Origin of the sequence: Rickettsiella endosymbiont of Miltochrista miniata (assembly GCF_964031245.1) — a bacterium.
In the GTDB taxonomy this organism is placed as follows: Bacteria; Pseudomonadota; Gammaproteobacteria; order Diplorickettsiales; family Diplorickettsiaceae; genus Aquirickettsiella.
On record NZ_OZ035017.1, the window covers coordinates 1,156,536 to 1,177,482 of the forward strand.

Below are 20,947 nucleotides of genomic sequence, written 5' to 3' on the forward strand. Positions count from 1 at the left end.
TCATGGCGAGGCCGAAACGTTAGTGAGGCCGTGGCCATCCAAAAAAAATTAAGCTTTTCATTGGATTGCCGCGCGCTGCGCGCTCGCAATGACGAAAAATACTTTAACCTCGACCTCTAGGACTACACTTGGAACCCACACAAAATACACGGGTTTTACAAAAAGTCCATATGTACCATTTACTTAAAAATACCAGGCATTTAATAAAGGAAAATTTTAACTGCTAGAAATCCTTAGATTAAAAGGAAATCAATTACTTATCATGGATGTTGTCTAACATCAGATGATATAAATGTTTTTTTTCTTCTTCGTTTAAGCCGGACTGTTTGCCTTGTTGTAATATCTTATCGATTTGTCCTTCTGCGACTGCTTTTTTTAAATGCTTAAGTAAATCGTGGAATTCTGCTTGGACTCCAGACTCAGGGATAGTTAAGGGGTGACTTATCAATTGTTTAAGGATTTTATGGCAGGACTCATCTTCTCGCCAATATTCTAGTAACATGGCACTTGTCAGTTCTGGATTTTGTTTGAGCAGTAAAAATAACTTCACTAATAAATCACTGCCAGGTAATTCTAGTCGACTTAAGGTATGGCATTGCTTATCAGAAAGTGTTTTAACGATTTGAGGGAACTGCACTAATAAGGCAATCGCTAAACGCATTGGCGAAGAACGATTGGCGCGATTAGTAGGCTTATGTATTTTTTTTTGCATGGTTTTTATTGAATTGCTTTTATCATTGACGGTAACTTTTTTTAATGTCACCACATCCATATTGACTAAAGCAGCCAATTGCTCAAATAATTTATGCTGCATAATACCTACCGCCACTTTTTCAATCAGCGGAACGGCTAGCTTTGCTAGGCGTGCTTTACCTTCTAATTGATTAATATCGACTTGTGTTAACAAATACCCAAATAAAAATTCACCTAAAGATTGTGCTTGTTGTAACCTAGCAATAAATTCGGTACGGCCTTTTTTCTGTATTAATGAGTCTGGATCTTCGCCATTGGGTAATAGTAAAAAACGCAGTATATAACCATCGGTTAATAAATCTAAACTTTGTTCTAGTACGCGCCATGCTGCTTTTTTTCCAGCAACATCCCCATCAAAACAAAAAATTATTTCCTGTGTATGACTCATCAGTCGACTTATTTGGTCACGACTGGTTGCGGTGCCCAAGGTTGCAACTGCAAAAGGAAGATCAGCTTGAAACAGCGCCAAAACATCCATGTAACCTTCAACGACTAAGATGCGTTCAAGCTGACGATTTGCCTGAAATGTTTCATAAAGACCGTAAAGTTCTTTACCTTTATGAAAAAGCGTGGTTTCAGGCGAATTCAAATACTTAGGTTCCTGTTCTGCTAAGACGCGGCCTCCAAATCCGATGACACGTCCCCTCCTATCACGAATAGGAAACAAGACTCGGTCGCGAAAACGATCATAATAACCTGGGCCTTCGGATTTTTTGACCAATAAACCCGCTGCAAATAAATTTTCTGTATCGTTAAAAGTTTTGAGCAAGCTATCCCAAGCAGCTGGCGCATAACCTAAGTTAAACTTCTTAGCTATCTCGCCCGATAGTCCGCGCTGTTTAAGATAATTAATAGCGTGTGTATTATGTCGTAATTCTTTGGCATAGAACTGCGTCACCTTTTCTAACAAACCATAAAGATTAGCAGAAACTTTATACACTTCTTGTTGTTTTGCATGTTGCGGAACTTCCATGCCCATTTGCTCTGCTAATAAATTTACCGCTTCTACAAAGCTTAATTTTTCGTATTCCATTAAGAAACTTAAGCCATTTCCACCCACAGAACAACCAAAGCAATAATAGAATTGTTTTTCAGGTGTAACGGTGAAGGAAGGTGTTTTTTCGGAATGAAAAGGACAACAGGCAATATAATTTTTACCTTTTTTTCGCAATGGAACGCGTGCATCAATAAGCTGCACAATATCAACGCGCGCTAAGAGTTCATTAATAAATTCTTGTGGGATAGGCGCTAGTGACATATATTCCTGGTACTCTTCGTATCAAGAGCGATTTGCATCTTGATGTGCCTGACATCTCGCGATGAATATTTTCAAGCGTAAAAAATCACCGTCATGGCGAGCAAATGCGATGAGCGTGGCTATCCATGGATTGCCACGCACCTACGGTGCTCGCAATGACGACTAATATTTACGTGCTCGCAATGACGAGTAAATTATTTGAATTTTCCGCAAGCGGTAGAAACGAACGTTTAAGTCAAGCGTTCTTTAATTTTTGCGCTAATCTGTGTCATGTCCGCGCGACCTTGCAATTTTTCTTTCAGTTCTGCCATGACTTTTCCCATATCTTTAATCGAAGTTGCGCCTACTTTTGTTATGACTTCAGACAGCAACCGATCAATGTCTGCTTCACTTAAAGGTTCGGGTAAATAGGTTTGAATAATACCTACTTCTAAACGTTCTTGATCGGCTAAATCATCACGTTTAGCCTCGTCATATTGAGCAATTGAATCACGACGTTGCTTAAGCATTTTATTCAGTATCTGCGAAATACGCGTATCGTCTACCTCAACGCGTTCATCCACTTCAACCTGTTTAATAGCTGCCAAAATGAGTCGTACCACGCCCAAACGCTGCTTATCTTGTGCTCGAAGAGCAGTTTTCATATCTTCCTGTATGCGCTGTTTGAGAGAGGTAGTCATGATTAATGCTTGCGCTTGGTTTTAGCTATAAAGCAGGGGTTATCGCGCATCAAACGCTTGCGACAACGTTTAACTGCTGCAGCAAAGCGACGCTTGCGTGCTTCAGTGGGTTTCTCGTAGTATTCACGACGACGCACTTCAGCGAAAATACCTGACTTTTCACAGGCACGCTTGTAACGGCGGATAGCCGACTCTAGTGTTTCGCTGGTTTTAAGTATTACGCCGGGCATGTAGTGCACTTCCTCAATTAAAGTTAAAATAGGTGCTAATTCTAACCAGCAATCCATAAAAATGCAAAGTTTCTATTCAAAACAAACCGATTCCCATCCAAAAAACATACATTGTGTGTTAGGGATTGAGACTTCCTGTGATGAAACGGGTATCGCCGTCTATCACGGTCAAAGAGGCCTCATCGCCCATTCTCTGTATAGCCAAATTGAACTACATAATCAGTATGGGGGCGTCGTTCCAGAATTAGCCTCACGCGATCATATCCTGAAAATATTACCCCTAGTAAAGGAAACCTTAGCGACTGCCCATCTCCCGCTCTCCGCCATCGATGGCATCGCTTATTGTGCAGGCCCTGGGTTAGCCGGGGCGCTATTGGTCGGCGCGGCTTTTGGGCGTAGTTTAGGTTGGGCGCTCGGAATCCCTACACTAGGCGTACATCATATGGAAGCCCATTTGCTTGCACCCATGTTGGAAGAGCATGCCCCAGAATTCCCGTTTGTTGCCTTATTAGTGTCTGGGGGCCATACGCTACTGGCACAAGTAGATGCCATCGGCGATTATCAGATTCTAGGCGTAAGTCTAGATGATGCGGTAGGCGAAGCTTTTGATAAAACCGCCAAATTATTAGGTTTAAATTACCCAGGTGGTCCTGCCATCGCCGCATTAGCTGCGCAAGGTCAAGCTAAACAATATGCTTTTCCACGGCCTATGGTGAATAGACCGGACTGCGATTTTAGTTTTAGTGGTCTGAAAACATTTGTGAGTACGACATTAAAAAACAGTGATCAAACGCACCAAACCAAAGCAAACATTGCGCATGAATTTCAAGCAGCAGTAGCCGATACCTTAGTGATCAAAACAATGCGCGCTTTAAATCAAACCGGTCTGCATCGTTTGGTGGTCGCAGGTGGTGTAGCCGCCAATACCTGGCTCCGAAAAGAACTCGCTAGCATGGCATTAAAGCATAACGTCACGCTCTATTATCCACGACCTAGCTTTTGCACGGATAATGGGGCAATGATAGCTTACTTAGGTTATCGGCGTTTGAATTTGGGGCTAAGCGATAATCTAAGCATAAAAACCATTGCACGTTATCCTTTAGATCAGTTGGATTAATCGTCAATTTTAAAGATCACTTACTCGTGGAGAGGGAGGACACGCTGTACTCGCTTCCTTCCCCTGTTCGCCCAGCAGCACAATTGGGTTGAGTCCTTTCTTTGCATCTATAAAAAATTTGTTAGAAAGCAGATTTTTTTTACTCGTCACACTCATCGATCGTGGACGTACTTGTTCATCAAAAAATTTATTTTTAGAAGTTTCTTGATAGCTACCAGGTTTATTTATTACTAACTCTGTGGATCCTGTGAGCGAATCTTTAAATGGGGGTGGTGTAGTACGTATCGCAGGTGGCGGCATCCACAACGGCTGAGTAGGAACCCTAGGTTGGACATTTTCCAATGTCAATTGATTAGACGCATCATTTAAAGATTCGACATCACCGATTACTGGAGCAAAGTAATTTTCTTCACCATTAAGCTTAACGCAAAATAACAATCTATCCAGCAAGGTACCTCTATTATCCAGCAATGAAATTTTAGCTCCAGAATTTCGTAAGTTATTAACAATATCATAAATAGTTAAATTATCAGGTAACTCTTCTTGATCATAAGTCCTTAAAAATTGGTTAACACTCGGCACATAATGCCGATTCCAAGCCAAAGAAAAAAACCTTTTCAAAGCTCCTAATAAACCCTGGCCCTTAGAGTAATCCCTTAATAGATTAATACAGGTTTTTATCGGATCATTTTCATAAAATACGACAAAGGAAGAAATATTTTCTCTATCTAATCCACGGCCTGGAATTATTGTTTCTGGGATAGACCATGCTCGTAATTGATTTTTTTCTTCTGGTTTCAAACCATTTTGTAAACTATAGGCCAATATCATATTGATTTCAGAAACAAGAAAACTTAGATCAATATTTTTTTCTTTAAAAAATTGAATATGCGTTTTTATAGCCTGCCAATAGTCATTAAAAGAGCCAATTGGTACTTCAACATTATCCATCTTAGAAGATTCAATATTTTGATTTAAAGCTTGTGCAGAAGTTGAGGGTTGATGGATATCCCTCTGCAATCCCGGCTCGGTTTTAGTTACTTTGATATTTTTTTTGGTAACCTCGGCATCTTTAGTAAGCTCTTCCGTACAATTAAACAATTTAATTAAATTTAATTTAAGGAGCTCTTTTTCTCCACAAATTTGCTCTATAAATCGCTTATTGCGTTTTAGTAATACTTGATCATCGATATCGCAAAAAAGTTCGCCGATCTTATCAAGGAAAGTTAATTGTTTTTCAGCTAATGCTTTAGCCCCAGGAAAACGAGTTTCATCTAAATAATACGCAGCATCTTGTATTTCACCCCGAATGTGAATATTACAATCAGAAAAACGGCTAATTAATGATGCATTATCATTCGGAATAACTACTTGTGTGTCACTCAAATCAATACCCAATCGTTGTAAAGCGAACAGCGAAACGGCAATATTGTCTTTTGGAGCGTCAAAAAAAGCATTATAAACCGAAACATACTTTACTTGTCCTTCTAATACTTTTGGGTAAGAATCTCCCCCTGCTAAACGCTCTTCTACCTGTTTATCATCAATTTGTATGCATCCTACCGCTTTTAACCAAGTTCCTTGCGCCAGCTTATATAAATTTACTATTGAATCCCCAGGCATAGGTATAGGTACAATAAAAATTCTATTATCATAAGTTACGCCAAATTCAGCCGCACCTCGAAAGGCATATTGATCTCCGCTAACACTATATGCATACGTCGATCTAAATTTTCGTTGATAAAAGGAAGCTTTAGATTTATCTTGATTTTCAATTAAACCCAAGCCTAAATGATTTAAATCCGAATCGCCCGAACTTTTTCCATAAACTAACTGATTTTCTTTTCTGAGCTTATCTTGCTTGCATAGATATTCATTGACAGTTTGTTGGCTCTCTCGATTTACCTGAGCTGCCTTATCGATGGCAGCTGACAAGATAGTAAGCTTATCTTTTGCTTCGACTGTTTTCAGGGGATCTGAGGACTTAGAAACTTTTTCTGGCATATCAGAATTTTTTTTAATCAAATCTGCAGCCTTACAAGCTGCTTTTAATCTTTCCTCGGCATATTTGAGCTTTTCTGTAGCAGGGGACAAAAAACTGTTTATATGTTCTTGTAAGGGATCGGCTCGCCCGGCAACAGAAATATTTTTAAGTTTAATCGGCATGAATAACCTCCATTTAATCATATTTTTTAATTATAAAATATCCATTATCTAAGCAACATAACATAAAAATGTTTTTGTAAAAAGCTCTATTAAATAATTTAAAAAAATGTAAAAATTATTTTTTCCTAGTCAATTTAGATTTAGTTAATTGGGATTCTGACCCTTGAAATAAGCGTTGAATATTTGAAAAATGACGGGCTATTAGCAATACCGTCATTAAAAAAATGGGGAAATAAACCGACAACGAATAAGCATAAAAAACATAAAAAAACGTCACAGTAGCCGCTACTATGGATGCAACGGAAATATAACGAAATAAAAATAACACCACACCCCAGGTTAATAGTCCTATTAAACCTAAAGGCCAAGCTAAAGCGACTAATCCACCCAATGCGGTTGCTACGCCTTTCCCGCCACGAAAACCAAAAAAAACTGGATATAAATGACCTATAAAAGCAAAAAAGGCAACCCACGCCAAAGACGCTAAAGACAAACCAAATAATTTAGCTAACATGACTGGGACCCATCCTTTGAGCACATCACCTAATAAAACAATGGCCGCTAATTTTTTTCCGCTTATTCTTAGGATATTACTAGCCCCTGGATTTCCAGAGCCCTTTGTACGCGGATCGGGGAGACCCACGCATTTACTTACAATAATCGCACTGGATAAAGAACCTAGTAAATAAGCAACTAAAATAAAAATAAATAGCAATAACATAAATTTTCCTATGTAGACTCATTGATTTATGAAGGTCTCAGTTCGTAACTTCTCATATGACTTACTTGCACCAAACCAGCAATGCGAGCATAACTATTTTAAATTATTCGCATCTTTAATAGGCCGCGGTATAATATAAACAAATAAATAATTTTCGTGATTGAAAATTGCGACAGCCAATTTATACTCACAGCAGTTGGACTTTTGGCAAGTCGCCGCTCAACTCGCAATCCTCATGTATTTAAAATACATGAGGATTGCGAGTTGAGCGGCAACACAGCCAAAAATTCAAGTGCGAAGAGTATAGTAATAATTATTAAAAGGTCCTAACATGACGCCTAAAGCGGATAATTTAATTTGGATCGATCTCGAGATGACAGGACTTGATACAAATCAAGATAAAATTATCGAGATTGCAACCATTATCACCGATTCTCAATTAGAGATTATAGAAGAGGGTCCTGTGTTTGCTATATTCCAATCCGAACAACTATTAACCGGTATGGACGATTGGAATAAACGCCAACATAAAGGTTCGGGCTTACTCGAAAGGGTAAGAGTCAGCAAAACCACTGAAGAAGAAGCGGAAAAACAAACCCTAGAATTTATTATGACGTATGTCCCACCTAATAAATCGCCGATGTGTGGTAATAGCATCTGCCAAGATCGTCGCTTTTTGGCCCGTTGTATGCCCGTATTAGAGAAATATTTCCATTATCGAAACTTAGATGTCAGTACCTTAAAAGAGCTAGCCTTTCGTTGGAAACCCAGCATCTTAGATGCCTACAAGAAAAAATCCAAACATTTGGCACTAGAGGATGTACGAGACTCTATTAATGAATTACGCTATTATCGCGAACATCTTTTTAAACTTTAACTTCGAATTATGCCTTATTACACTACCAATGAATTAAGAAATGGTATGAAGGTCATGTTAGATAATGACCCATACACAATATTAGAAAATGACTATGTTAAACCGGGAAAAGGACAAGCTTTTAACCGGATTAAATTACGAAATTTAAAAAATAGTCGCGTCATTGAACGTACTTTAAAATCTGGGGATACTTTACAGGCTGCTGATGTCTTTGATATTGATGTTCAATATCTCTATAACGATGGACATGTGTGGCATTTTATGGATGCAGAGACCTATGAACAATACGCAGCCGACGCATCGGCAGTAACTGAAGCTAAAATATGGCTAAAAGAGCAAGACTCCTGCACGTTGACCTTATTTAACGGCTCACCCTTATGCATAACACCCGCCAATTTTGTTGTTTTAAAAATAATAGAAACCGATCCTGGTGTGCGCGGCGATACGTCCGGTGGAGGTGGAAAACCAGCTACTTTAGAAACGGGTGCTATTGTACGAGTCCCGCTGTTTATCCAAATTGGTGAATCAATTAAAGTCGATACGCGTACCGGTGAATATCTTTCTCGCGTAAAAGCATGAATCACCGTCATGGCGAGCGAATACAATGAGCGTGGCCATCCACAAATAGAATTCCCTGGATTGCCGCGCGCTACGCGCTCGCAATGACGAATACAATATTTCAATTCTTCGCATCCTATAGCGGCATACTCACAGCAATGGGATTTTTAGCAAGGCATCGCGAGAATGAGCAACCGGAGTGTATTAATAGATACATAAGGATTGCGAATTGAGCGACAACACAGCCAAAAATTCAAATGCGAAGAGTATCATATAAAAAAAGATGGATGATCGTGGGATCATCCATCTCAGCTGCGCTCCTGCCCCAATCAACTGCTAAAAAACTTAGCAAGCTTATCCAAAAGCATTAATGGGTTTTAGCGTTTGTCTTTATTATCTGGCCATTGTGGTTTGTTTGGGTTACCTTCTGGGCCGTGTCCGCCTTGGTGTCCAGGATTGTGCGGAGGTTTTTGTGGACCAATACCTGCATGACCTGGCCATTTTGGTTTTTGGTGTTTTTTATCGTGAGGAAATTTACCTTTGTTCATATGAGCTCCTAATTAAAACATATAATGTCTCTCCCTTTAAGCCTAGCAAAGACCTCGCTAAATACCATAATATTCCTATTAATTGGACAAAATATGATCAATTTATGCCGGTAGCGTAAATAGTTGTCAGTTAAAAACTGACTTTATTTAAATCCACTAAACGCCGGGGGGTGACACGTCCATCGTCTAAGATTTCTCCCACACCAATAAATTGTCCACTTTCTTGTAATAGTAAACGCACAAATCCTTGTTTCGGGAGATTAGGGAGTAATACCGCTTGTCCTCGAAAAAGATAATAAGCTGCAGCTTGTGAAATTTTCAAAACCGGCCATTCGTTTAGCAAACTATCTAAACTCAATAATTTTTGATCGCATTCGGCCAGGCTTAAGCTTTGTAATTCTTCCAAGTTCACCATTTGTTCAGCAAGATAATTAGCGACCCCTAAGCGACGTAAATCATGCACATAAGCACCACAACCTAGGGCTTCACCGATATCTTCTATTAAGGTACGTATATACGTCCCTTTACTACATTTAATTTCTAAATTAAGTATTCTCTTAGCACTTGAATTTTTTCCTGCGTTACCGATCAATTCGCAATCCTCATGTATGTTGTATACACTCCGGCTGCTCGTTTTCTCGGCGCCTTGGCAAAAATCCAATTGCTGCGAGTCAACTTTTTGGGCACTTGAATTTTTTTCTGTATTATTACTTTCAAGTAGACGTAAGCTATGTATGATCACGGTACGCGGATTACGTTCTACCACTAACCCTTGCCTAGCTAATTTATATAAAGGTCGACCTTTATGTTTTAGTGCCGAAAACATAGGAGGAATCTGCGAGATCGGTCCACGAAAAGCAGATAATACGCTTTCTAGTTGATCTGCGGAGTAATTGGCTACGGGACGGGTTTCTATCACTTCTCCCTCAGCATCACCGGTGTTGGTTTTAAACCCTAAACGAGCACTCACGCAGTAAATTTTATCGGCATTGAGTAAAAACTGAGAAAATTTTGTCGCTTCTCCAAAACATAATGGCAACAAACCTGTTGCTAATGGATCTAAGCTTCCTGTATGTCCCGCTTTACTTGCCGAGAATAATTGCTTTGCCGTTTGTAATGCTTGATTTGAGGTCATCCCTTTAGGTTTATCCAGCAATAAAATACCATTGATGGAACGTTTTTTGGATATTGGGGGGTGCATAACTTATTCTTTTATAAAAATAACTATTTACTCTTCGCACTTGAATTTTCGCGAATGATTTATTCGGAACGTTTAGCCTTATCTTTCTCGATAACACTGTCAATTAAATTATGGATGCGATCACTTTCTTCCATGAAATCATCATAAAAAAAACGCAGGCTCGGCACTTTATGCAATTGTAAACGTTGTGCTAAAGCATAACGTAAACGAGCCGCTGCTTTTCTTAACAACTTAACCGCTAATTCCTTACTGTGTTGTTTATCCGTTGAATTTTCTACATCTAACTGTGTAAACCATATATCTGCATAAGAAAGATCACGTGACACCTTAACTGACGTGATCGTGATAAATTTCAAACGGCTATCCGCGATTTCTTTATTCAGAATATTATTACTTAATTCTTTCTGTATCAGATCGGCAATACGCGCGACGCGACTAAATTCTTTTGGCATTAGATAGTTCTAGATATAGAAATACGTTCATACACTTCGATCATATCGCCCACTCGTATATCGGCAAAATTTTTAATGCCGATACCACATTCCATACCATGACGGACTTCGGCAGCATCATCTTTAAAACGACGTAATGAATGTAATTCACCTTCATGAATTACCACATTATCGCGTAACAATCGGATAGGCGCATTACGTCGCACCAACCCTTCTGTCACCATACAACCGGCAATAACACCGAGCTTAGCGGAGCGAAACACTTCACGAACCGCAGCTAAACCTAAAATATTTTCTTTTATTTCTGGAGCCAACAATCCATTCATGACGTTTTTAACTTGGTCTATCAGGTCATAAATAACGCTATAATAATTCATTATTAAGCCTTCTTTTTCTACCGTTCTTTTTGCAGTAGCGTCCGCTCTCACATTAAATCCTAAAATTAATGCCTTTGAAGCTAGAGCAAGATTAGCATCAGATTCGGTAATCGCACCTACGCCCACATAGATAAGTTTTATTTTAACTTCAGAAGTAGAAAGCTTATTCAAAGCTTCTTGTAAAGCTTCAGCTGATCCTTGCATATCAGCTTTTAAAATAATATTTAAAGTCTTAACTTGGTTTTCATCCAACTGACCGAAAATATCATCGGTTTTAATCATGCGTTGTTGTGCTAATTTAGCTTCACGTAATTTTCCTTCACGGAATAAAGCAATCTCTCGCGCTTTACGTTCATCAGCAACAACCACTGCTTCATCACCTGCCACGGGAGCGCTCGATAGACCTAATACTTCAACGGGCATAGAAGGTCCCGCTGCTTCAACTAACTTACCTCGTTCATCGAGCAATGCTCTGACACGGCCATAAGCGGTACCAGCCAATAGTAGATCGCCTTTATGTAGCTTTCCTCGTTGTACTAATATAGTCACAACGGGACCTTTTCCTCTATCTAAACGCGATTCTATAACTATTCCTTGTCCTGGACCTTCTTGTGGTGCTTTCAGTTCTAATACTTCTGCTTGCACCAATAGTGAATCTAATAAATCATCAATTCCCTGGCCTGTTTTTGCAGAGACAGGAATAAGCATCGTATCGCCGCCCCATTCTTCAGGATTGAGACCTTGTTTGGCCAATTCATTCTTTATTCTATCGAGATCGGCTTCAGGTTTATCAATTTTATTCACGGCAACAACAATAGGAACATTTGCCGCTTTAGCATGCTGAATTGCTTCTATGGTTTGCGGCATCACACCATCGTCGGCTGCGACAACCAACACAACGATATCAGTTACGCGTGTACCTCGTGCTCGCATCGCTGTAAACGCCGAATGTCCAGGAGTATCTAAAAACGTAACGACTCCCTTGGGTATTTCTACGTGATAAGCACCGATATGTTGGGTAATACCACCGGCTTCCCCCTGAGTTACTTTGGTACGTCGAATATAATCTAAAAGCGAAGTTTTTCCATGATCAACATGACCCATAATGGTCACTACCGGTGGACGTGCCAGTAATTCACCCATTTGTTGCTGCGTGGTATTCGCCAAACCTTCTTCTAATGCATTGGAGCTTACAGGCTTAGCAACATGACCCATTTCTTCTACGACGAGTATAGCGGTGTCTTGATCGATGGCTTGATTAATAGTTGCAATCACACCCAACTTCATTAACGCTTTAATAACTTCCGCTGCCTTAATCGACATCCTTTGCGCTAAATCACCCACCGTAATCGATGCAGGAATTCCAACCTCATGTATGGCAGCTACGGTTGGCTTTTCAAATTGTTGTTGTAAAAACTGATCCGGCCGCCTATGTTTACCGGTTTTTTTACGATGACGGAATTGTTCGTCGGATTCATCTTCAAGTTGATAAATCGCTTTATGTCGATATTTCGCCAGTTCTTTTTCTTTTAAATTGCGATTTTTATGCTTTTTCTCACGTTCCAATCTTTCTGCATTCGTGGGTAAAGCAATAATCACTTTTTCGTTGGGCTTAGATTTTTTTTCTGGATTCGTTATAGGCGCAATGAATTTTTTCTCAGGTACAGACACTTGCTCTTTTTCCACCGTTTCATTAGATACCACGGGCTCTTCATTCGTTGGACTATGACTTTCAGAAGTGGGTTCGGCTTGCGTTTCAGGGGTGATCAATTTTTCTGCAGCGGCTTTTTCTGCTTGATGCGCTAATTCTTCTGCTTCTTTGATTTCTTTAGCTTCGTTAGCGCGATTAGTTTCTTCATCTATCAAGCCTTCATTACTTTTCACATAAGTTCGTTTTTTACGAACTTGAACCTTAATAGTCTTGGCCTTGCCTGAAGTATCTTTCACTTTAAGTAAACTCGTGCTTTTACGAGTACGAGTCAGCGTAATTACTTTTTTAGGATTATTATCCGCAGAAGTTTCTTTTCCAAGCTCTGTGGAAACTTTATTTGCAGTTTTATCTTTAATACTTTCTGTCATACTATGCTTCTCCTGCCAATATTTGACAGCTTCGAAAACTTACATTTTTCTGAATACATTATTGCTGCTTCATTTTTACTGGAGTTATTTGAGTAAAAACAATAGCTCTATTTTTTCACTCCTATTTTTTCTCTTCAGCAAACCAAGGAGCACGCGCAGCCATAATTAGCCTGCCAGCTGTTTCACGATCTAATTCGATAATATCTAACAAATCATCGACTGCCAATTCAGCCAGTGCTTCGCGGGAGGAAACACCTTTTTTAGCTAATATGGTTGCTATCTCTTCGGTAATACCTTCCAAAGAAAGCAAATCTTGATGCGGCTCTAAAAATTTATCATGTTCAGATATCGCCGATTTTTGCTTAGCCGCGATTTGTGTTGCTAACACTTCTTTAGCGCGATTTTGTAACGTTTCTACTAATTCTGGATCAAAATCTTCAATATCTAATAGCTCTTGCTCTGATACATAAGCAATTTCTTCTAAACTAGTAAACCCTTCTCGCGCTAACATCTCTGCTATCTCTTCATCTATGGCAAGTTGCTCCATAAAAAGATTTTGGAGACCTTCCGATTCTTTAACCACTTTTTTGGCCGCTTCTTCTATAGTGATAACATTAATTATCCATCCTGTTAGTTCACTGGCTAAACGTACGTTTTGACCATTGCGACCGATAGCTTGTGATAATTGTTCTTCTTGTACAGCCACATCCATTACTTTGGTATCTTCATCCACTACGATAGAAGCAACTTCAGCAGGCGCCATCGCATTTATAACTAACTGAACTGGGTTATCATCCCATAACACAATGTCAATTCGCTCGCCGGCTAATTCACTAGAGACGGCTTGTACTCGCGCACCACGCATGCCAACACAAGCGCCTATCGGATCGATGCGACCATCATTGGTTTTAACTGCAATTTTTGCACGCGAACCAGGATCACGCGCTGCACTTTTGATCTCAATCAACTCTTCACCAATCTCTGGCACTTCTATCTTAAAGAGTTCAATTAACATTTCTGGGCGCGTGCGACTCATTAATAACTGAGGACCTCGCACTTGTGGATTCACGGCATATAAATAGCCACGCAAGCGATCTTCGGATCGTACTTCTTCACGGGGTATCATTTCTTCGCGCGGAACAAACGCTTCTACACTTGCGCCTAAATCCACGATCAAACCTTCTCGTGTAATACGCTTGACTATGCCTGACAACAATTCACCAATACGACTGGTATAGGCCTCGGCTATCTTAGCGCGTTCGGCTTCTCTGACCTTCTGGATAATGACTTGCTTTGCCGTTTGCGCTGCAATACGACCAAACTCCACTGAAGGCATATGCTCTTCTACTACGTCCCCGATTTGGCTATTTGGATCACGCTTTTTGGCTTCGCTTAATAGTATTTGTTTTAAGGGTTCAAAGGGGATATGAGCATCTTCAAAATGACTCGCCGCAGTTTCATCGGCAACGACTGTCCAGTAGCGAAAAGTATCATAGTCACCCGTGCGGCGATCGATAGCCACTCGGACATCGATATCTTCACCCGCTTTTTTCTTGGTAGCCATCGCTAAAGCGGCTTCTATCGCTTTAAAAATTAATTCTTTATCAACATCTTTTTCGTTAGATACCGTCTCTGCCACTAATAAAATTTCTTTTTTCATAGCCTGCCTCCGGTTATTTATTCATTTCAGGCAATACATTCGCACGCAAAATATTGTCCCACGTTAACACTAATTCTTTCCCATCCTGGTTCAGCACTATCCCAGCTACTCCTACTGATTGTAAAAGACCTTTAAATTTGCGTTGATTATCGATGGGCGTGTGCGTAGAAACACGCACCGTATGACCAACATAACGCTGAAAATGCTTCTCTTTAACAAGGGGTCTGTCTAAGCCCGGAGAAGAAACTTCTAAATTATAACGACCTAATAAAGGGTCTTCGACATCCAATAATGCACTAATCTGGCGGCTTACCCGTTCGCAGTCAGCGACGGTAATACCTTTTTCACTATCGATATAGATGCGCAACACACTTTGTTGACCTTGTGTCAGATAGAGGCAAGCCCATAGCTCGTAACCTAAGGCTTCAACCGTCGGTGATATCTTTGCTTCTATCGCTGAATTGTTTTTCATATCTACAAAGGGCTTTGAATTATAAAATTACCCATCTCTCTCAGCTGGCTAATATTTAGCTCTAGCTTAGCCAAAATAAAAAGCCCCATAATGGGGCCTCTCACACAATAATTGGTAGCGGGGGTAGGATTTGAACCTACGGCCTTCGGGTTATGAGCCCGACGAGCTACCAGACTGCTCCACCCCGCGATAGCGGCACAGAGTATACTCCATTCAATGCAGCAATTACAATGGGATAAAACATTCTAATTGAGGGTTAGCTAAGCTGTAAATGTGCATGCTGATAAACGCTCACTCACTACTAACTCAGTCGAATAAAAAGAAGCACATGAAGGATGATCCAATGGGGTATCTGTGTGGCTTTGTGCCTGCTGTGAAGTGAAAAATTGCCAATAATAATTCATGCAAGACCTATGTATCGGTCGAGGTATATATAAAGTCGCAGGCCAATGATCTAAGGCTAGTTGGTTCGAGAAAAGTTGATATAATTTTATTTTCCACAATAGGATAGGCGTATTTACCATCAATTCTTTCCAAGATCGCTCCTTTAAATCTTGCAAGCAAACATTAACCATAGGTCTCAATGTTTGCAGCTTCTTATTGACCAAGTAAGCATTACCGCCGCCTAAGCTGGCTACGACTAGCACGTTAGATTCATTTTCTAGTGCTGATTTAAGTTCGTCTAGCGTAAAATCATATTTTATGAAATTTTTATTCTTAACTAAAGGCTGATCGTAAAGGTCCGCTAATTCTTTCCGCAATAGACGTGGTGTTACTGTTTGTAGACTTTCGATACTAACCCCTAGATTTTTGGCCCTATTTTCTACACACTCAGGCACATATTGGGTCTGGGCAAAAAAATTAAGAAAACATTGTTTATTCGCAAAACCAAGGCTTAATGCCGCAAAATGGAAACTGTGATGATATAAATAGTAATGAATGGTCGATAATGGATGATTTTTCGGATTAAAATCTGTCTGGCGAGTGACTTTATCAAAAAAACTACTTCCTAAGCGTTCATACAAGGCTAGTTCTGTACTCTTTTCAAAATCACCCAAACTTAATCGTCTTTGCCAAAGATTTGATTTTGCAATGTCAAGTTGTAAATTTTTCTTATAAGCATATCCATATTGCTTTAAGAATTCTTTAATGCCAAGCTTGTGTAATTCTTTATAAAAAGCATTCCAGGTTAAGTTATAAATTGATTTTTTATTAAGTTGATTGACACCCTTAATCCACTCTTCTATCCGTCTTCGTTTAGTATTTACATGAAAAAAACTACTACGCTGCGAGGTTATCTTATCCTTATTCATCCTTATTATTCCTTTAATTCAAACTTGTTATAAAAGTTCTCGACTTATACCACAAGCATCCAACAAGCCAATTAAGTTTTTTCCCTGTGGCGTTTTATTTGATTGCCAATACACCTGCAAATAACTTTTTAGCAAATAATTATAATTATCTAAAGTTAAAATTTTTAATATGGCTTCGGCTTGTTTTAGATCATTAAGGTGTTGCGTCAATTTTTGGAATAAAATGGCGGCTAAACTAGTCGCTTTAGTGGCCCCTCTAGCTTTATTACTATAATAAAATCCTTGTATACATTCCTCTAAAGCACGATCTTTATCCCAGGTTTGCCAATCCTGAAAAAAGCTTAAACCTTGCTGTTGATATTTTTCAAAACGAGAAACTAATTGGCCTTTGGTATTAACCGCTGATAACAAAAACAACATCGCAGGAATACTCGCTTCTATGTTTGCCCAGGAGCAATTACCGATGATTTGTCCCTTGATGGGTAAGTTTGCGATGATAACCAAACCTAAGTGACGATGTATTCCCTGAGTCAGGAATTCACGAGATTGCTGTGTGTAAATTAATTGTTTGCAAAACTCATTATTCCAAGCATAAGGACGTTGACATTCATAGATAACGATACTGCCTTCACGATGACTATTTTCACCTCGATCGCAGCGCACCAACCAATTTTTATATTTAATCAATGCAATGGCGTGGCCTTCATAGGCGACAGGTAATAATAATAATTCTTGATCCAACAAGATATCGATACTATGCGTGTGATCCTTAATATTAACCGTATAACGCTGATATTTTAGTAATGCCTGCGCGTTAGAAAATGCGGCAATCAATTTTTCTAAATTGTCGAAGTAAGGCCGCAAATGGCGTGAAGAAAAATTATTCTGATAGCGACGCAAAGAATTGAGTATGACGTCGAGTGTAAACTCTAAAAAAAATCCTTCGTAATTTATCTCTATAAAACGTCCTGCGCCATTAACAATATCGACCTGACCTACCAATTCATAACGATGTCCGAGTAATTTAGCTTGGATAAAGTCTTGAGCAAATCCTAATTTAGCGCCATATCGATAAAGTAATTTTTTTAATTCATTTTGCTGTCTCAATAAAGGATAAACTAAAACAGGTTGTCCTGCGGTGGTATAAGCATTAGCATCGGCTTTATTTGCAAGTAATAATTCACATAAAGCTAAATTGTGATTATCGACTGCCCAATGTAATGCCGTGCGACCTGTAATATCGGCATTGTTGATATCCGCGCCATATTCTAGTAATAACGCAACAACCTCTAGCTTATTGGCAATCGTCGCTTCTATTAACGGTGAGAAACCATACTCATCGGTTTCTTCTATATCCGCTCCCATTAGGATAAACTGCTCTACACCTGTTAGAGTGCCAAACAAAATTTCGTGAGTGAAAGTAGGTTTTACCATTTATCTAGCAAGCGTTACACTTTTGCTTGCACCTAAACCGAGATTTTTTTGTAAACGTAATTGATTTTCTAGGCGTTTTTCAAGGAATCGTTCTCTAGCCTTATCACTATCATCATAGATAGGATTTGCGCTAATGGTAGGGTCATCCCCGCTAAACTGCTGACTATGTGCTAATAAAGGATGTATTTTCGGTGATTCACCAAAACCACATGATCGCGAATTTTTCTTGCCGAGTAAATTGTTAGGGTCTTCTGAGAAAGGAGAGACGCCAAATTTTTTCTGCCCATCTATACGCTGCCGACGTTCCTTTTTAAATGCAGCCAGTAAATACGCATTTAACTGTTCAATACTGAGTGTAATTCCACCCGCGTCACCACCCTCCTCATCTTCTTCTAGTTCGACATTTAAGATCTGCAATGACGTATTTTTTTCATCATCTAGTTTTTTTTCGCTTCGAATTTCAGCCATATATTCATATATAAAAATATTTGACTCCATTTTAACCTAAACTGGATCTATTCTAAAGAGTAGCCCGATCTCTAAATAAGACATTGTTTCTTTAACCAAGCAGACTTCAAAATTTGTAAGCTAAATGCTGATAATAAGGAAATTTTAACTAAGCCTTATGAGGCTATACCCAGAAATAACTGACTAAGAAAAGTGGGGTCAACTGATAACGGGTCATAACAGGACAGATGTTCTCGCAAATTGCCTCAGTGATTGAATATGATGGTCTATTGTTAGACCTTTACGTATCACAAAATTTCTCTCGGGTTTGTAGTATTCTCCACCGAATTTGATTTTTTTTAGCGCGTCAATAATGGCCTCGGGAGTGACTGACTCCAACACTACCCCATCATTTCCTTCTAGTAATTCGACGGCACCTACCTCCGCAGAAATAACAACAGGTGTTCCAGACTCTAGTGACTCGATCACAGTAATCCCAAATGGCTCATAAAATGAAGGCAAAATAGTTACATCAGCTGCACAATAATAATCTTGCATCCGTTCTGTAAACCCAAGCCAGCGCATGGTATGAGGTAAGGCAATCGTTGGCTTTTCGCCAAGGATAAGACAAAGAAAATCAGATTCCAAACGCTTAAAGGCTTCAACAAGAGGATAAAATCCTTTCCGAGCATGAGAAGTGGAAACAAATAAAACAATCGTTGTTTTATCAGAAAACCCCAATTTCTCTCGTAACTCCTGCTTCTGTTGTATCGTTTTATAAGAAAACTTACTGCTATTAACTGGGGGGTAAAGTACTTTAACTTTATTTGACGCAACGGGATAATGTTGTGTTATTTCATTTTTTATTTGCTGAGAATGAGCGATAATTAGCGGAGTCCCCAGAAATGCCCTTTTCTCGAAGTAAAGCTCTAAGCAATTATGCAGGTAACGGTAACTCTTCTTAGTCAAGAGATAAGCTTTGTGCACGCCACCACAAATAAGAATATCTTGCCTGGTTGTTTTTACTGTGCTAATCACCAAATTATAACTATCTTGCAAATCTGCTCTATCACAAGCTAAATAAAAGGCAAATTTTTTCAGCACACGAGATAAAAATCTGTAAGGAAACTTACGAACGGTTAGCGGTGGTAGCCATTTCAAAATAGTTGGATCAATTTTACAAACATAAAGTGTTAGTTCATCGTGAGCTGCAGAAAAACCTAAAATAATATCTCTTATATAGCTCTCCATACCTCCTTTGAATCGAAAATATGTATGGAGTATGGCAATTTTCATGATTTATCCCATAAAATCACTGAAAAAAAACTGCTTAATAAAATTACGTATAAATTTCCAAAAGCAGTACTAGTGATAGTAATGTCAGTTAACCCATTAAATACCAATCCAAACAACGTAGCTCTAGCAAACCATTGTGCTTGTGGATCTTTCCATAATTTTTTAATCTCAAACCAAGCACTACCTAAAATTAATAAATAGGTAACTAAACCAATAATTCCCAGTTGTACCGCTATTAACGAATAAGAGTTATGTGGATCATTAAACATAACACCACGATCACCAACGATTTTTCGATAAGCCTGTGGGAAACCACCAGCGCCAACACCTAGTAAAGGATTTTTCTGGACAATCTTTAACGAATTCAATGCAAATTGTACTCTAAGGCCGATACTCGTTTCTTGAGAAGCCGGCTTGGTACTGAAATTAGTAATCAGGTCTTTTACACGATACTGAAAGGAGGGAAAAATCTGGTAACTTAAAATGGGTACTAACACAGCAATAAGCAATGGCAAGATATAATTCTTTTTTACTATAAAATGCTGGAACAGCAAAAAAATTAATAGAATAATCGCTATAAAACAACCTGTTCGTTCTGAGTTAATGGCGAATAAAGAGAAAAAAAGAAAAATAGCTATCAGTAAAAAGTAAAATTTAGCTTTCTCTTTTAAGAAAAAATCTAAGGAAAAATAAAAAGCAAAGGCCACTATAACAGAAGCAGGGATAGGATTGACAAGATAACCCGCGGGTTGTTGACCAAACAGCACAGACGAATATTGAAACAAAGAAACAGATAAAATATTCCAGTGTGCCAACAAAAATAATATGGAAGCCACGATTGCTGAGCTAATTAAACAATAGATAATCCGTCTACGTACCTCTAATGAGGTAAATAAAGGCAATAAAAAAGGAATATAGAGTAATTTTGTATAATGAAATAATGCCGTCAAACCATGCTTTAAACTCGCTATGCTGTAACTTAAACTAATGGCCATTAAAACAATTAAAACCAGGCTCCATTGAATAAATTTCAAACGTCGTATAGCATAGCACGCATCCCCCCAATGCCCTGCCAATAAACTAAATATAACTGCTAATACAAGGGAATTGCGGCTAAGCGAGGGCGATAAAGCAAGAAAGAAGGTTCCTAATCCTAGAAAAAAAACGGCCACTTGTTCCGCGTAACTAAAAAATCTTTTAAGTTCCGTTAACATTCTAGTCATTTTATAAAAAAACCCTTGTTAAATATGAACAAATTTTAAGCGTAAACTAATGCCATCTTAGATAGTCAATCTGTCAAAAATTCGA

19 protein-coding genes and 1 tRNA gene are annotated in these 20,947 nt (G+C 39.0%); 3 read left to right on the plus strand and 17 right to left on the minus strand.

The window, feature by feature from the left end; genetic code table 11:
* Positions 1 to 253: 253 nt before the first annotated feature.
* The 3 genes from dnaG to rpsU all read right to left on the minus strand — a co-directional run bounded on the left by dnaG (position 254) and on the right by rpsU (position 2,921).
* Complete coding sequence (gene dnaG, locus AAHH40_RS05275) at positions 254 to 2,011, minus strand: DNA primase (protein WP_342219638.1); 1,758 nt, start codon at positions 2,009 to 2,011, stop codon at positions 254 to 256.
* Positions 2,012 to 2,241: 230 nt separating this feature from the next.
* Positions 2,242 to 2,691 (minus strand): GatB/YqeY domain-containing protein, encoded by a 450-nt coding sequence (locus AAHH40_RS05280; protein ID WP_342219639.1) that lies wholly within the window; start codon positions 2,689 to 2,691, stop codon positions 2,242 to 2,244.
* Positions 2,692 to 2,693: 2 nt separating this feature from the next.
* Entirely contained in the window at positions 2,694 to 2,921 is a 228-nt protein-coding gene (gene rpsU / locus AAHH40_RS05285) for a 30S ribosomal protein S21 (protein ID WP_006035291.1), read from the minus strand.
* A 61-nt stretch (positions 2,922 to 2,982) separates the two neighbouring features.
* Here rpsU and tsaD point away from each other — a divergent pair, with 61 nt between their 5' ends.
* Positions 2,983 to 4,038 carry a tRNA (adenosine(37)-N6)-threonylcarbamoyltransferase complex transferase subunit TsaD gene (gene tsaD, locus AAHH40_RS05290; protein ID WP_342219640.1) on the plus strand — a complete coding sequence of 352 codons (1,056 nt, stop codon included), beginning with the start codon at positions 2,983 to 2,985 and terminating at the stop codon, positions 4,036 to 4,038.
* A gap of 9 nt (positions 4,039 to 4,047) precedes the next feature.
* On the opposite strand, the gene AAHH40_RS05295 is transcribed toward tsaD, so the two are convergent.
* Both AAHH40_RS05295 and plsY read right to left on the minus strand, forming a co-directional pair.
* Positions 4,048 to 6,204 (minus strand): DUF5617 domain-containing protein, encoded by a 2,157-nt coding sequence (locus tag AAHH40_RS05295; RefSeq protein WP_342219641.1) that lies wholly within the window; start codon positions 6,202 to 6,204, stop codon positions 4,048 to 4,050.
* 115 nt (positions 6,205 to 6,319) lie between these two features.
* Positions 6,320 to 6,925, minus strand: coding sequence for a glycerol-3-phosphate 1-O-acyltransferase PlsY (gene plsY, locus AAHH40_RS05300; protein WP_342219642.1), 606 nt, complete (start codon positions 6,923 to 6,925; stop codon positions 6,320 to 6,322).
* 331 nt (positions 6,926 to 7,256) lie between these two features.
* Between plsY and orn the strand changes: the two genes are divergently transcribed.
* Together orn and efp are read left to right on the plus strand one after the other, a co-directional pair.
* Entirely contained in the window at positions 7,257 to 7,802 is a 546-nt protein-coding gene (orn, locus tag AAHH40_RS05305) for an oligoribonuclease (protein ID WP_342219643.1), read from the plus strand.
* Between the two features lie 9 nt (positions 7,803 to 7,811).
* Entirely contained in the window at positions 7,812 to 8,381 is a 570-nt protein-coding gene (gene efp, locus AAHH40_RS05310; protein WP_342219644.1) for an elongation factor P, read from the plus strand.
* Positions 8,382 to 8,737: 356 nt separating this feature from the next.
* Here the strand turns inward: efp and AAHH40_RS05315 are convergent, their stop codons facing one another.
* The 12 genes from AAHH40_RS05315 to AAHH40_RS05370 form a co-directional block, all read right to left on the minus strand.
* Entirely contained in the window at positions 8,738 to 8,908 is a 171-nt protein-coding gene (locus AAHH40_RS05315; protein WP_342219645.1) for a hypothetical protein, read from the minus strand.
* 130 nt (positions 8,909 to 9,038) lie between these two features.
* Positions 9,039 to 10,109 (minus strand): tRNA pseudouridine(55) synthase TruB, encoded by a 1,071-nt coding sequence (truB, locus tag AAHH40_RS05320; protein ID WP_342219646.1) that lies wholly within the window; start codon positions 10,107 to 10,109, stop codon positions 9,039 to 9,041.
* A gap of 59 nt (positions 10,110 to 10,168) precedes the next feature.
* Entirely contained in the window at positions 10,169 to 10,561 is a 393-nt protein-coding gene (rbfA, locus tag AAHH40_RS05325) for a 30S ribosome-binding factor RbfA (RefSeq protein ID WP_342219647.1), read from the minus strand.
* On the minus strand, positions 10,561 to 13,017 hold the full coding sequence (gene infB, locus AAHH40_RS05330; RefSeq protein WP_342219648.1) for a translation initiation factor IF-2: 2,457 nt from the start codon (positions 13,015 to 13,017) through the stop codon (positions 10,561 to 10,563). The genes rbfA and infB overlap by 1 nt, the downstream gene beginning before the upstream one ends.
* A gap of 121 nt (positions 13,018 to 13,138) precedes the next feature.
* On the minus strand, positions 13,139 to 14,677 hold the full coding sequence (gene nusA, locus AAHH40_RS05335; protein ID WP_342219649.1) for a transcription termination factor NusA: 1,539 nt from the start codon (positions 14,675 to 14,677) through the stop codon (positions 13,139 to 13,141).
* Between the two features lie 13 nt (positions 14,678 to 14,690).
* A complete protein-coding gene (gene rimP, locus AAHH40_RS05340; protein WP_342219650.1) occupies positions 14,691 to 15,149 on the minus strand; it encodes a ribosome maturation factor RimP in 459 nt (152 codons plus the stop codon).
* A 112-nt stretch (positions 15,150 to 15,261) separates the two neighbouring features.
* Positions 15,262 to 15,338, minus strand: a tRNA-Met gene (locus tag AAHH40_RS05345).
* 71 nt (positions 15,339 to 15,409) lie between these two features.
* On the minus strand, positions 15,410 to 16,462 hold the full coding sequence (locus AAHH40_RS05350) for a hypothetical protein (RefSeq protein WP_342219651.1): 1,053 nt from the start codon (positions 16,460 to 16,462) through the stop codon (positions 15,410 to 15,412).
* 27 nt (positions 16,463 to 16,489) lie between these two features.
* Positions 16,490 to 17,896 carry a Dot/Icm T4SS effector AnkH/LegA3 gene (ankH, locus tag AAHH40_RS05355; protein ID WP_342219652.1) on the minus strand — a complete coding sequence of 469 codons (1,407 nt, stop codon included), beginning with the start codon at positions 17,894 to 17,896 and terminating at the stop codon, positions 16,490 to 16,492.
* Positions 17,897 to 18,364 carry a hypothetical protein gene (locus tag AAHH40_RS05360; RefSeq protein ID WP_342219653.1) on the minus strand — a complete coding sequence of 156 codons (468 nt, stop codon included), beginning with the start codon at positions 18,362 to 18,364 and terminating at the stop codon, positions 17,897 to 17,899.
* Positions 18,365 to 18,577: 213 nt separating this feature from the next.
* Positions 18,578 to 19,594, minus strand: coding sequence for a glycosyltransferase family 4 protein (locus tag AAHH40_RS05365; RefSeq protein WP_342219654.1), 1,017 nt, complete (start codon positions 19,592 to 19,594; stop codon positions 18,578 to 18,580).
* A 41-nt stretch (positions 19,595 to 19,635) separates the two neighbouring features.
* Positions 19,636 to 20,862, minus strand: a complete 1,227-nt coding sequence (locus AAHH40_RS05370; RefSeq protein WP_342219655.1) for an O-antigen ligase family protein — start codon at positions 20,860 to 20,862, stop codon at positions 19,636 to 19,638.
* Between the last annotated feature and the right edge of the window lie 85 nt (positions 20,863 to 20,947).